12 protein-coding genes are annotated in these 14,038 nt (G+C 42.8%); 6 read left to right on the top strand and 6 right to left on the bottom strand.

What is annotated here, in order from left to right:
- Positions 1-25: 25 nt before the first annotated feature.
- From pssA to upp, 6 genes are all read right to left on the bottom strand, one after another.
- Complete coding sequence (gene pssA, locus B9N78_RS17235) at positions 26-796, bottom strand: CDP-diacylglycerol--serine O-phosphatidyltransferase (RefSeq protein ID WP_085104609.1); 771 nt, start codon at positions 794-796, stop codon at positions 26-28.
- Positions 797-845: 49 nt separating this feature from the next.
- The gene (locus tag B9N78_RS17230) at positions 846-1,487 is read right to left on the bottom strand and encodes a phosphatidylserine decarboxylase family protein (RefSeq protein ID WP_085104607.1); all 642 of its coding nucleotides are present in this window, start codon (positions 1,485-1,487) and stop codon (positions 846-848) included.
- A gap of 179 nt (positions 1,488-1,666) precedes the next feature.
- Positions 1,667-2,239, bottom strand: coding sequence for a DNA-3-methyladenine glycosylase I (locus B9N78_RS17225; protein WP_085104605.1), 573 nt, complete (start codon positions 2,237-2,239; stop codon positions 1,667-1,669).
- 14 nt (positions 2,240-2,253) lie between these two features.
- Positions 2,254-3,342 (bottom strand): tRNA 2-thiouridine(34) synthase MnmA, encoded by a 1,089-nt coding sequence (mnmA, locus tag B9N78_RS17220; protein ID WP_085104603.1) that lies wholly within the window; start codon positions 3,340-3,342, stop codon positions 2,254-2,256.
- A 108-nt stretch (positions 3,343-3,450) separates the two neighbouring features.
- The gene (locus tag B9N78_RS17215) at positions 3,451-4,704 is read right to left on the bottom strand and encodes a uracil-xanthine permease family protein (RefSeq protein ID WP_085104601.1); all 1,254 of its coding nucleotides are present in this window, start codon (positions 4,702-4,704) and stop codon (positions 3,451-3,453) included.
- Positions 4,705-4,742: 38 nt separating this feature from the next.
- Positions 4,743-5,369: a uracil phosphoribosyltransferase gene (gene upp / locus B9N78_RS17210; RefSeq protein ID WP_085104599.1), complete on the bottom strand. Its 627-nt coding sequence runs from the start codon at positions 5,367-5,369 to the stop codon at positions 4,743-4,745.
- Between the two features lie 203 nt (positions 5,370-5,572).
- Here upp and coaE point away from each other — a divergent pair, with 203 nt between their 5' ends.
- The 6 genes from coaE (at position 5,573) to B9N78_RS17180 (ending at position 13,770) form a co-directional block, all read left to right on the top strand.
- A complete protein-coding gene (gene coaE / locus B9N78_RS17205; RefSeq protein WP_085104597.1) occupies positions 5,573-7,225 on the top strand; it encodes a dephospho-CoA kinase in 1,653 nt (550 codons plus the stop codon).
- Between the two features lie 276 nt (positions 7,226-7,501).
- A complete protein-coding gene (locus B9N78_RS17200; RefSeq protein WP_085104595.1) occupies positions 7,502-8,233 on the top strand; it encodes a rhomboid family intramembrane serine protease in 732 nt (243 codons plus the stop codon).
- A 195-nt stretch (positions 8,234-8,428) separates the two neighbouring features.
- A complete protein-coding gene (locus B9N78_RS17195; RefSeq protein WP_085104593.1) occupies positions 8,429-9,412 on the top strand; it encodes a DnaJ C-terminal domain-containing protein in 984 nt (327 codons plus the stop codon).
- A gap of 14 nt (positions 9,413-9,426) precedes the next feature.
- On the top strand, positions 9,427-9,741 hold the full coding sequence (locus tag B9N78_RS17190) for a chaperone modulator CbpM (protein WP_085104591.1): 315 nt from the start codon (positions 9,427-9,429) through the stop codon (positions 9,739-9,741).
- Between the two features lie 204 nt (positions 9,742-9,945).
- Positions 9,946-12,567, top strand: coding sequence for an ATP-dependent chaperone ClpB (gene clpB / locus B9N78_RS17185; RefSeq protein ID WP_085104589.1), 2,622 nt, complete (start codon positions 9,946-9,948; stop codon positions 12,565-12,567).
- A 180-nt stretch (positions 12,568-12,747) separates the two neighbouring features.
- Positions 12,748-13,770 (top strand): amidohydrolase family protein, encoded by a 1,023-nt coding sequence (locus tag B9N78_RS17180; protein ID WP_170921463.1) that lies wholly within the window; start codon positions 12,748-12,750, stop codon positions 13,768-13,770.
- The last annotated feature ends 268 nt before the right edge of the window (positions 13,771-14,038 follow it).

The following is a 14,038-nucleotide window of genomic DNA, read 5'->3' as shown; positions in this document are numbered from 1 at the left end:
TTTTACTAGCTGGTGTGAACCGAGGCTATGACAAATCTTTGGAGGACTTTCTTAGTAGTAGCTTAGAGCTTCTGCGTGATAGGAAGAAAATAGTGTAGATAGGACCGGAAATAATATAACAAGCGAAAATAATGAATCCCAAGAACTTGGGCTGAGATGCAACCATCACAAACAAAGCAATGACAGTTACCATAGAGCTGAATGGATGAGCTTTGAAAACGCCTGCTTCTTTAAAAGAATTGTAGCGGACAGAACTTACCATCAGGAAAGACACGATATAAACAAGAATCAGAGTTCCAACAGGAAGAACAGCATTAGCTAAAGCCGTAGGCATGAAAGGAGCAAAAAGGATCAAAGTTGCCAAAGTACAACCCGCAGCAGGGATAGGCAATCCGATAAAATGAGCTTTAGAAGTGGTTCCGGCTTGAACATTGAAACGGGCAAGTCTGAGAGCTCCGCAGGCGATCATTAAGAATGATGCCAAGAGTCCCAGTCTGCCGAAATTATGAAGCTGCCATTCATAGGCCATGAAAGCAGGAGTAACACCGAAAGCAACCAAATCAGCGAGAGAATCGAGCTGTACACCGAATTCACTGCTTGTCCCGGTCAACCTAGCAACTTTACCATCAAGACCATCAAAAAGACAGCTGACCAAGATAGAAACTGCACAAAGTTCAAATTTACCTTCCACAGCCCATGTCATCCCCAGAAAGCCGCAAAAGAGGCTCGCTATGGTCAGCATGTTCGGCAGAATATATACTGCCTTGTGTTTAGGTATTCTTTTTTCCTTAGCCATAATAATCACTTATAAATATATTAAATTTCCAAACTTTATTAACTGTTAATTAAACCTTGTGAGCAAGAGCTGTTTCACCAGCGATGACCTTGTCACCAACTTGTATGGAAGGTTCATACCCCTCAGGCAAGTAAAGGTCAACCCGCGAACCGAACTTAATCAGACCGAAACGATCGCCTCGTTTAAGTTTATCCATCTTTTCAGCCCAGCAGACAATTCTTCTGGCGATAAGTCCGGCAATCTGCACCATAGTAAATCTCTGATTACCTTTACCAATTATTTCAACGACATTGCGTTCATTATCAGTACTAGCTTTATCAAATGATGCGTTGAAATACTTACCGGGGATATACCTGATCCGCTCAATTTTTCCGGAAACAGGCATGCGGTTAACATGAACATTAAAAACATTCATAAAAATACAGATCGACTGACGAAGCTCTCCGGTAAGAGGGTCCGGAGCGTATTCAACTTTAATAACTTTTCCGTCAGCAGGAGAAACCACCGCATCAATATCTTCAGGAGCGACTCTTTCCGGATCACGAAAAAAATGACCGATAAAAGCGGTAAGTCCCAACATTACAAGAGTGGCAATCCACCAACCTAAAATTGCAAAACAAACGGTGGTGAACGCACTTAAAAATATATATGGCAATCCTTCAAGACTGACCCCAACGGAAGGCTGACGCATGTTTTCTACCTTGTATTTAAGTTAATATGAACCATCAAATATAAGACGGAGTTATACAAAACTGAGCTATACATAGCCAGCATATTTAACAAGGTCAACTAGATCAGAACAAATAAAGGTTAAGCTCTTTCTCTTTTATTTTTAAACCAGTTACCCGGGTGCTGACCCTTCGGTTAAAATTAATTTTGCAGCTTCTTCACTTCGGAATGTCTGAAACAGGAAATCAGATGATCGTTAACCATCCCGACTGCCTGCATATATGCGTAACAAATCGTAGAGCCGACAAATTTAAACCCTTTTTTCTTCAAACTTTTGCTCATTTCATCTGATTCTGTAGAACTTGCAGGAACATCAGATAAAACAGCCCATTTATTGTTTATAGAATGACCATCCACAAAAGACCAAATATATCTGTCAAAGGATCCATACTCTTTCTGTATTTCAAGAAATATCTTTGCGTTTGTGATTGCTCCATTAATTTTCAGTTTATTTCTAACGATTCCGGCATTACTCATTAATTCCGCGATTTTTACGTCTGAATATTTCGAAATTTTCTCTGCATCAAAATTATCAAAAGCCTTTACGTAACCTTCGCGCTTTTTAAGGATAGTGGACCAGCTGAGCCCGGCCTGAGCACCTTCAAGGATCAGCATTTCAAAAAGGAGCCTATCATCATGGACAGGCACGCCCCACTGTTCATCATGATATTTTATTTCAAGCTCACCTGTATTTGCCCATTCACATCTTTCCATAATTTTTCCCTTTTCTAAAGCGCGTTACGGATTATGCCGCCCCCGAGAACAGCTCCGTCTTCAGTATATGCTGCGACAATCTGACCTGGAGTCGGCATTGAATGCTGCTCAACAAATTCAAAAACAAGGTTGTCACCATCAAGTCGTACTTTAGCAGACATGGACCTCTGCCGATAGCGAGTTTGAATATGCACAGTTTCAGGCCATTTTTCAAAATCCACCAGAAAATTCACTTTCTCAGCAACACAACCAGATGCGCCGAGTTCTTCTTTAGTCCCTAAAACAAGTAAATTCCGCTCTAAATCCTTTTCTATTACATAAATCGGCTCCTTCCAAGCAATTCCGAGCCCTTTGCGCTGGCCATGAGTATACCGCCACAAACCTTGGTGGCGTCCTAACTTTTCTCCGGTTGAAAGCACTACATTTCCGGGACCGGGCAATTTTATATTACGCTCCATTAGAAACTGCCGATAATCGTCATCCGGAACAAAGCATATTTCCTGACTTTCGGTTGGAAGCGGAATTCTAAGACCGCGTCTTTCCAGTTCGGAATAAGTTTCACTCTTGCTGTGATTTCCAAGAGGAAACACCGCGTTTAAAACTTTTTCTTTGGGAACTAACGATAAAAAATAACTCTGATCTTTACCGATTTCCGCCCCGCGCGCTATCATCCTGCCATATTCTGCATGGTCTGCAATGCGCACGTAATGTCCGGTGCTTAAAAGTTCTGCTCCCAATTTACGAACAGCTTCATACAAAACACCGAACTTAATTTGCGGATTACACTGCGCACAAGGATTAGGGGTATTCCCGTCAAGATAAGCCTTAACAAACGGGTCAATCACCATTTTATCAAATTCAGCCTTAAAATCAAAAACATGAAGATCTATTCCGAGTTCAGCGCACCGTACTTCAAGACCTGCGACAGCCGTCTTGGACTTTTCACTTCCCAGAAAACACCCGTGAACAGCAATCACATCTGCGCCGAATTCTTTAAGAAGTACCATGGACAGCAAACTGTCTGCCCCGCCGCTGACAGCGACCGCTATTTTACGCTCACCAACCAGCGACATAAGTTCCGGATAGCTAAAACTTGATTCCATATGGATCTCCCAAAAAAACGCTCGAACCCTTCTGTTTCAGAAGATGTCCGAGCGTCTGATATTATCTAAATTCGGCCTGAATTCTTACCGGAATAATCCGGTATATATCTAGGCTTCTTTCTTACCTCTAGGAAGAATCAGATTCAGGAAAACACCGAGAATTCCTGCCAGTCCGATACCGCCGAGTCTGAACTGATCACTGAAAGGAGTAGGCACGGACATGCCGCCTACACCGAAGATAACAATAAGTGCGACAATTGCAAGATTGCGGGCTTCCATCAAGTCATCCCCTGCACGAACAAGAGTGTTCATACCGACAACCATGATTGCTCCGAAAAGCAGAACCATAATACCACCCATTACAGGCGAAGGAATAGTCTGTAAAAAAGCGCCGACTTTGCCGACAAATGCCAAAGCGATTGCAACAATAGCAGCCCATGTCATAATAGCAGGGTTGAAGACTTTAATCAAAGCAACCGCTCCTGTTACCTCAGAATAGGTTGTATTAGGAGGTCCGCCAAGGAATGCAGCCAGTGACGTTGCAAGACCGTCACCCATCATTGTTCTGTGGATACCGGGATCTTTTACATAATCCTTACCGGAAACTGAACCGATAGCAAGGATATCGCCGAAATGTTCAATTGCAGGAGCAATTGCTACCGGAACGATAAATAATATTGCGTCAAGATTCCATGTCGGGAACGTAAATGCAGGCATCGCAAACCAAGGGGCTGCTGCGACAGAGCTGAAGTCGACAAGTCCCATGAAAATACTTGCGCAATATCCTGCAACAATACCACTCAGGATAGGAATAAGTTTAAGCCAGCCTTTACCGAAAATGGAAACTACGACAGTTACACTGAGAGATATCATTGAAAGAGTCAGTGCTGTTTTTTCAGGATACAAAACAGCTGATCCGGTACCGGTTTTACCAGTTGCCATAAAGACAGCAACCGGAGCGAGAATCAAACCGATAACCATAATGACAGGACCTGTTACAATCGGGGGAAGTATTCTTCTCAGAACATCTGTTCCGCGCCAGCTGATGAGCAGGCTGAGAATAACATAGAAACCACCGGCCGCAGCCAGACCACAGAGTGTTGAAGGAATCCCCCAAGTTTGAACTCCGTAAATAATAGGAGCAATAAAAGCAAAGGAGGAAGCTAGAAAAATCGGAACTTTTCCGCCGGTTACCAACTGGAAAACAAGAGTTCCAAGTCCTGCTGTAAACAGGGCTACGTTCGGATTAAGTCCCGTCAGAAGCGGAACCAGAACCAAAGCTCCGAAAGCTACAAACAACATCTGTGCGCCGAGAATTATATCTCTGGCTCTAAAATTATACTCGGTACTTGAAATACTCATCTTTTATCCCCCTAAAAATGTGACAAAAAAAAGGCACCTTATTTGGTGCCGAAAATTTTATCTCCCGCATCGCCTAAGCCTGGGAGGATATATCCTGCATCATTTAACTTTTCGTCTATAGATGCAGTATAAATATCTACGTCAGGATGAGCGGCGACAACTCTTTCAATCCCTTCAGGAGCTGCAACAAGGAAAAGACCTTTAATATCGGTACATCCTGACTTCTTAAGAAGTTCAATTGTTGCAAGCAATGTCCCGCCTGTTGCGAGCATAGGGTCGAGAATAAGCGCGCTACGCTCATCAATGTTCTTTGCAAGCTTGACGTAATATTCTACAGGCTGCAAAGTTTCTTCATCCCGATAAAAACCGACTACACTGACTCGTGCTCCCGGAACCATATCAAGCACACCATCCATCATGCCGAGTCCGGCTCTGAGGATAGGAACTACTGTGATTTTTTTACCTTTAATCATCTCGACTTCAACTTTTCCGGCCCAGCCTTCAATAGTCTTATGCTCGGTGACAAGGTCTTTAGTCGCCTCGTAGGTGAGGAGTCTTGAAATCTCAAGAGCCAAATCCCGGAAACGACTAGTACTGATGCCCGCTTCCCGGAGAATTCCAAGCTTGTGTCTTACCAGAGGATGGTCTACCACATGAACCGCCACGGTGGCCTCCTTGATCTCAATGTTACGTGTTATTAAATTTCTTAAAGTCAAAACTTCGTGTTTCTATATTCCACGCACTTCTCGGTCAAGAAATATTTAAATTATTTTTGAGATAAAGTCATCAGCACTTGGCAATACTTAAAATAACCAATATTAATTAGAATGAATTTTTGGCAAACTATAACAAATAATCGGAAAATTGTATGAATAATAATGATAGCGTTGATGAAAATGATTTTTCTGAAATCTGGGCAAGAGAAGCTCAGTACTCAGACCGCAACACCAGACTGGACAAATTCTGGGGAACAGAACTTGAAAATGAAGGTATTTCCAGAGGAAAAGCAAAAGACTGGATTAAGGCAGGTCTTGCCGAAGTTGACGGAGTATTGTGCACAAAACCCAATTACAAAATAATTGGAACCGAAAAGCTTACCCTTAAAGGTGAGCTTGAAGACAATTCTCTGGTACCGGAAGATAAGCCTCTGGATATTATATTTAATGATGGGCGTGTTGTGGTCATCAACAAACCTGCAGGACTGACAACTCACCCTGCCCCGAGCTGCCCGACAGAAACGCTAGTGCATCGCCTTATTCATCATTTTCCTGAAATTCAAGGCATGAATGAATGGCGTCCGGGTATTGTGCATAGACTTGATAAGTTTACATCAGGACTTATTGCTGTTGCCTTAAATGAACATGACAGACTTGCTCTTTCCGCATCTTTTGCAGAACGGGAAGTATCTAAAACCTATCTTGCAATTGTTCACGGAGTCCCGGAAAAAGATTTTGCTGATATAAACATGCCTATCGGCAGACACCCTATTCATAAAACCAAAATGGCTGTGGTGTTAAAAGGCGGCAGAGATGCCCGCTCGAGCTATGAAATTCTCTGGACGGATCCGTCACAACGGGCCAGCCTTGTAAAAGTCAAAATTTACACCGGAAGAACTCACCAGATCAGAGTTCATATGGCGCATATCGGTCACCCTCTTGTAGGTGATCAGGTTTACGGACCACAGCAGCACGCAAAATGGGTAGCTAAGGGCAAACCTCTTTCTGAACTTGCTTCACGCCAGATGCTTCATGCGTACAGTCTTTCTTTTAATCATCCTGAAACAGATGAAAAATTGAATTTCAAGCTGACACCTCCTGACGATTTCATTACCCTGCTGAAAGAGCTGAGCAAATCTGTGCAGCGTGTCGGACTTATCGGCATGCCGTGCTGCGGAAAATCTACCGTGCTCAAAATTCTTGAAGACCTCGGCATTCCAGTATTCAGTGCGGATAAATCAGTTTCCGACACATATAATAAAGACGGAGCCGGATGGGAAATGATCCGCCAGAGATTCGGCAACCAGTTTACTGAAACCGAAACCGGAAATATTGATAAAAAGAAAATATTCAACGCAATGTGTGAAGACAGTGATATCCGCCGCGAAATAATGAATATTGTCCATCCGATTGTTCAGCACGAAGCAAATGAGTTCTTTCAGGATAACGCAAATAAACCGATAGCTGTTGCTGAAGTACCACTGCTCTTAGAAGCTGGCTGGCATACGCAAAAACAGGTTGATGTTGTTATCGGAATCCAATGCCCTGTAGATAAAAGGACTGGAGAACTAAGAGAAAAGCGTAATCTTAATGCTGAAACTCTTGCTATTTTCGACTCATGGCAGTGGGATGAAAAAGCTAAAATGGACTGCTGCACAGCAATAATTAATAATGATTCAGATTTGGAAGCATTAAAATCAAGCACAGAAAAAGCGTTATCAGTTTTAACAAAAATACGTGAAACAAAAGCTGAAAAGTTTAACGCATTTCTTGAAGCCCTCTTTAAGCAGGAAGAGGACCAATAATTTAATTGCTATCTCTTGACTTCGCCTCCTTTAGGCTTATTATTAAATTAAGACCTGAAGCGTTGGTCAGGACAGCAGCGAGAGAATGAACATATATTATACGTTAGGGCTTAATGCCCATTTTACATACGAGAATTCTCACCTTAGTCCAACCACGCTTTCGGCATCAGGTTTAGTATAGTGTTTCGGGAGTGAAGACCCGTAGTAAACCTATCAACCAACCCTCTACAATTCCCGCCGCTTTTGCGGCGGGAATTTTTTATATTCGGCAACGAAATGATACCCATCCGAGATAATGTTCCCTGCCTGATCAGCCCTTATGTCCTTTGGGCACTGATGACGGCCAATATCACAACTTTTTTGATGGAGATGTTCCTTGCCCCCCCCGCAAAACTGGCAATTTTCCATTTATTAGGGGTTGTGCCTGCCCGCTATATGAGTCCAGAATGGGCGGTTGCGACAGGTTATCCATCTGCGGGAATGCTCCCCTTTTTCACTTACATGTTCCTTCACAGCGGCTGGATTCACATAATACTGAACATGTGGATGCTTTGGATTTTCGCTGATAACATTGAAGATGCCATGGGCCATATAAGATTTTTAGCTTTTTATATAATCTGCGGACTCAGTGCCATTGCAACGCAGATATTGCTCACCCCGTCTGCCAATGCACCGATCATAGGTGCTTCCGGAGCCGTCGCTGGAATAATGGGTGCCTACTTCGTTCTCTACCCGCACGGACGTGTTTTAACTCTCATCCCTATCATTATTGTGCCGCTTTTTTTTAAAATTCCGGCCGGACTTTTTTTGGGAATATGGTTTGCCCTTCAAATCTTTTCCGGTTTTGCAGAACAGATTTCAGGCGGAACACAACAAATTGCATGGGGAGCACATATCGGAGGGTTTGTTACAGGCTTAATTTTAGTACGCTTCTTCATCAAAAAAGATCGCTGCAAATACTGTTATGACCATGCAAAAAAGGACTACGAACTGCCGGATGATTTTTAATTGCATTTTTTCATTGTATCAATTCTCCTCCTGAACATAGGGAAATTCTATATTCCCGGGTATATTTACCGGAATTTTCGTTTAAACTACAATCTAAATCCAATCATTACGCTTGACTTGATCTAATGGCGATATACTTTGATATGGTGACGCCGTTCTGCTACGATGGCGAAATATTTAAGGAGTACTGACGAGATGAGTGTAAAATATAAAGACTACTATAAACTTCTGGGAGTTTCGCGCTCCGCCTCTAAGGATGAAATATCAAAAGCATTCAAAAAGCTGGCGCGCAAGCATCATCCCGACTTGAATCATGATAATCCAGAGTCCGAAACGAAGTTTAAAGAAATAAACGAAGCTTATGAAGTCCTGAAAGACCCCAAAAAGCGTAAAATGTATGACCAGTTCGGTGCTGACTGGGAACACGGTCAGAACTTTCAGCCACCTCCGGGACATGAAAATATGAACTTCGGCGGACAGGGGTTCGGCGGTGCACAGGGATTCGCCGGCGGCGATTTCAGTGACTTCTTCGAAACCATTTTCGGCGGAGCCGGCGGAGGTCGCGGCGGATTCGGCGGAGCACAGGGGTTCGGCGGCGGCGGATTTCAGCAACGTCCCCAGAAAGGAGCTGATTCCGAAACAGCTCTGACTTTGACACTTGAAGAAGCATATAAAGGCGGATCAAAATCTATTTCAGTTCAGGAACGTACAACCGGCCCCGGCGGTCATCCAATGGTTCAGTCAAAAAATCTTGACGTGAATATACCTGCCGGAATTAAAGACGGTCAAAAGATACGTCTGGCAAATCAGGGAGCACCCGGCCCAGGAGATGGTCCTTCCGGTGATCTTTATCTGAAAATAAGATTAGCTCCGCACGCTCTTTATAAGGTGGAAGAAAACAATATTATTTTGGATCTTCCGCTCGCTCCTTGGGAAGCAGCCCTTGGCGTTAAAGCTAAAGTCCCGACTCTTGACGGAATGATTGAAATGAATATTCCGGCAGGAATGGGAAGCGGTAAAAAACTGAGAGTTAAAGGACGTGGACTGGGAGCCGGACCTAAGAAAGGTGATCAGTTCATCAGAATAATGATTCAAGTGCCTGTTGCAGATTCCGATGAAGTAAAAAAACTTTGGGAAGAATTATCTGAAAAAACAAAATTCAGCCCGAGATCATTCTAAGGGAGATTTAGCCCATGGATATTAAGAAAAGAACAGAGGCCAATCCTCCCAGTCGCTCACGCAGATTATTGTTCGCGCAGATTGTAGAAATGACAGGGCTTGAAGAAGAAACTGTTCTGGAACTTATCAGCCTTGAATGGGTCTCCCCTGCTACAACCGGTGATGGACAATATCTTTTTGAAACGCGGGATCTTTACAGGCTCAGCAAACTTTCAAGGTTATGCCGGGATCTGGAAATTACCGCAGCCGGAGGGTCTATTATTGTGGACCTTCTGGACAGAGTTGAACAACTGGAAGCTCGAGTTGAAGAAATGCGCAAACTTATTTAATTTGTGCAATTTTAAATAATGTTAAAATTGACTTGCTACATATTCAGGATTCTGACTCCTGCCTCAAAAACCGGAAGTGTTCGTTGATTCAACGAACTTTTAAATGCGTCCGGCAACGTAAGACCGGGATTTAATCTCGATCGAAATGAGTGAGTTTGGAATCTTTTTGCGAGTCATCAATACCTGATAGAAAGGAGACTCTATATGGATCCGAATAAATTCACAAAAAAAACAAACGACGCAATTGCCGAAGCCCAATCTCTGGCCATTTCAAATGGCCAGCAGCAAATAGAAGTTGAGCACCTGCTCTTCACGCTGGTTGAACAGGAAAACGGCATTGTCACTAAAATTCTGCAGAAAAGCGGAATTGACCCCGCTGCATATAAAGCGGCAGTTCAAAAAGAAATCAACAAACTACCGAGCGTCAGCGGCCCCGGAGCACAGCCCGGGCAGGTCTTTGTTACTCAGCGGCTTAACCGTGTAATGGTTGAGGCAGAGCAAGTTGCCAAACGCATGCATGACGAATTCGTAAGTGTTGAACATTTATTTCTGGCCATCATGGGCGAGCACGGTTCAACCGGAGCAGGCAAAGTCAACGCATCCTTCAACCTGACTAAAGATAAGGTTCTGGAAGCAATGACAACCATCAGAGGAAATCAGCGAGTAACAACTGACAACCCTGAAGCCACTTATGACGCGCTTAAAAAATACGGACGCGACCTTGTTGAAGAAGCCCGTAAAGGCAAACTTGACCCCGTCATCGGACGTGACTCTGAAATCAGACGAGTTGTCCGCATTCTTTCGAGGCGCACAAAGAACAATCCTATTCTGATCGGTGAGGCCGGTGTAGGTAAAACAGCGATTATTGAAGGATTGGCGCAGCGTATCGTCAAGCAGGATGTACCTGAAGGATTGAAAGACAAAACTGTTTTTATGCTCGACATGGGATCGCTTATTGCCGGGGCTAAATATCGTGGTGAATTTGAAGAACGCCTCAAAGCAGTATTAAAAGAAGTTCAGGAATCCGAAGGCCGGATTCTCATCTTCATTGATGAAATCCACACCATAGTCGGTGCAGGTAAAAGCGATGGCGCAATGGACGCAGGTAACCTGCTGAAACCGATGCTCGCCAGAGGTGAACTCCACTGCATAGGCGCTACGACCACGGATGAATATCGTAAATATATTGAAAAAGATCCTGCGCTTGAAAGACGTTTTCAGACTATCATGGTGGACGAACCTTCTGTTGAGGATACCATATCAATCCTGCGCGGACTCCGCGAAAGGTTTGAGGTTCATCACGGCGTGCGCATCAGTGACGCAGCTCTTATTGAGGCTGCAACACTTTCACACCGTTACTTGCCTGACAGACAGCTGCCGGATAAGGCCATTGACCTGATTGACGAAGCAGCAGCCATGATCAGGACGGAAATTGATTCACAGCCATATGAGCTTGACAAAATCAATAGACAGATTCTGCAATTTGAAATTGAACGTGAAGCTTTAAGACGTGAAGAAGACAGCGGATCGCGTACCAGACTTGCTAAGCTTGAAGACTCTCTGACTGAACTTAAAATAACCCAGTCCGAGCTTCTTGAGCAGTGGGAAAAAGAAAAAGCATCAATCGACACGGTACGTGATCTTAAATCACAAATCGAACAGACTAAGATTCAAATTGAAAAAGCTGAAAGAAATCTTGATTACAACAAGGCGGCTGAACTTAAATATTCAGTTCTATTAGAGCTGGATAAGAAACTTGCAGCAATTGAAAAAGATATTCAAGGCAGTGATGACGATTCTTCTGTGACCAGAACACGCATGCTGAAAGAATTCGTCGGCCCTGATGACATAGCCGGAATAATCTCTCGCTGGACAGGTATTCCTGTAACCAGACTGGTTGAAGGTGAAAGAGAAAAGCTGCTGCGACTTGAAGAAATTCTGCATGCCAGAGTTATCGGGCAGGACGAAGCAGTACGCGCTGTATCAGATGCGGTAATCAGAGCGCGTGCAGGACTTAAAGATCCATCGCGCCCCATTGGCTCATTCATATTCCTCGGTCCTACCGGAGTTGGTAAAACAGAACTGTGTAAGGCCCTTGCGGAATCCCTGTTTGACACTGAAGATAACATTGTACGCCTAGACATGTCAGAGTACATGGAAAAACATGCTGTCGCCAGACTCATCGGAGCTCCTCCGGGATACATCGGTTACGATGAAGGCGGTCAGCTGACAGAAGCCATCAGAAGAAAACCGTATTCAGTTGTGCTTTTTGATGAAGTGGAGAAAGCTCATCCGGATGTTTTCAACGTTCTGCTGCAAATTCTTGATGACGGTCGTCTTACCGACAGTCAAGGTAGAACTGTAGACTGCAAAAATACTTTGATCATTATGACTTCTAACCTTGGATCGCATTTGCTGTTAGAAGGAATTGACGAAGAAGGTGAGTTTAAAGCAGGAGTCGGAGACAGTGTTATGAATGTCCTGCGCGGACATTTCAGGCCGGAATTCCTGAACAGAGTTGACGAAACTGTGCTATTCAAACCTCTGCTTGAAAAGGATCTGAAACAGATTGTTGACCTGCAACTGGGCGGACTTCGCGCTCGTCTGGCTGAACATAAGATGTCTCTGGAAGTAACAGAAAGAGCCAAGACGTTTATCGCCCATGGCGCATATGATCCGGTTTACGGAGCAAGACCTCTGCGCAGGTATCTCCAACTTCACCTTGAAACACCGCTGGCAAAAGAAATTATCAGCGGAAAGTTGCAAGAGGAACAGACTGTATCAATTGATGCAAACGACGACGGACTTACTTTCCAGAACAGTTAATAGTTAAAATAAAATTGATACGAGAAGGCCGCAAATTTCATTATGAAATTTGCGGCCTTTTTTTGTTGAAAGAGATATTCCGCTGAAACTTGCACATTTTATAACAACTCCACTTGTATTAATCATATACTTAGATTATTATAAAAATCATTATTAGATTTTTTCTAAATGGAGAGTAAAATGATCATTTATAATTGTCACTTACACACTTTCACGATTGATCATGTTCCACCTCGATTTATCGGTATAGATTTGACGCTATTACAAAAAAATTCTTTCGTGAGGAAAATTTTGCAGTCACTTCTCCGAATAACAATTCCGCACAAAAACAAGGATTTGTTTGACCGGTATGCAACTTTCTTATCTACAGCAGGAGAAAAAACTCAGCATCAAGTTTTTCTGAAAGTACGTGAATGTTACCCTCCAGAAACTAAATTTGTGATATTACCGATGGATATGGAGTTTATGGGAGCGGGGAAACCTTCAAAATCAATTGAACAACAACATGATGAATTAGCAAAACTTCGAGATTCTTTTCCAAATCAAATTATCCCCTTCGCTGCAATTGATCCTCGCCGTCCAGATGTTCTTTCAATGCTTAAGGATTTAGTTGAAAAAAAACAATTCAAAGGAATTAAGTTATATCCTCCACTCGGATATTTTCCATATGATGAAAGACTAAATCCTATTTATGAATTTGCAGAAACAAAGAACATTCCTATCATTGCACACTGTGCCTCAGCCACAGTACATAGCCGTGATTTAGGCAAAGAAGAATGCAGTAACTATGCAAATCCTGATCACTACAAATCAATTTTAAAAAAATATAAAGACCTAAAAATATGTTTAGCTCATTTCGGAGGTGAAGCCGCTTGGAAGGATTATCTGGAAAATCCTAGTCTAACCTCATCTGCAAATACAAATTGGATGGCTAAAATAATGGCAATGATAGGGTCAGGAGAATATGAGAATCTTTATACAGATATATCCTACTCTATTTTTAACTTTAAAGAGAACGCTAAGATACTAAAAGTCTTACTTGAAAATGAAAAGTTAAGAACAAAAGTTCTCTTCGGGTCAGACTTTTACCTCAGCACACAGAAAGGTTTTCCTGAGAAAAAATTATCTCTTTTCCTTAGATCAACACTTGGTGAAGATAAATTTTGGCAAATTGCAAACACCAATCCTTTAAATTTTTTATAGAAAACCTTCACTGGCAAAAGAAATTATCAGCGGAAAGTTGCAAGAGGAACAGACTGTATCAATTGATGCAAACGACGACGGACTTACTTTCCAGAACAGTTAATAGTTAAAATAAAATTGATACGAGAAGGCCGCAAATTTCATTATGAAATTTGCGGCCTTTTTTTATTGGGCGGACCTGACTCGGCTTATTCATGTCCGCCCTGCCCTATATCCTATGCTTATTCAGTTAAGGATAGCTTAATTAAATTCAGAACAGGTCTGTGTT

Origin of the sequence: Desulfovibrio gilichinskyi, from assembly GCF_900177375.1 — a bacterium.
In the GTDB taxonomy this organism is placed as follows: domain Bacteria; phylum Desulfobacterota; class Desulfovibrionia; order Desulfovibrionales; family Desulfovibrionaceae; genus Maridesulfovibrio; species Maridesulfovibrio gilichinskyi.
This window is presented reverse-complemented; position numbering and strand designations above follow the sequence as displayed.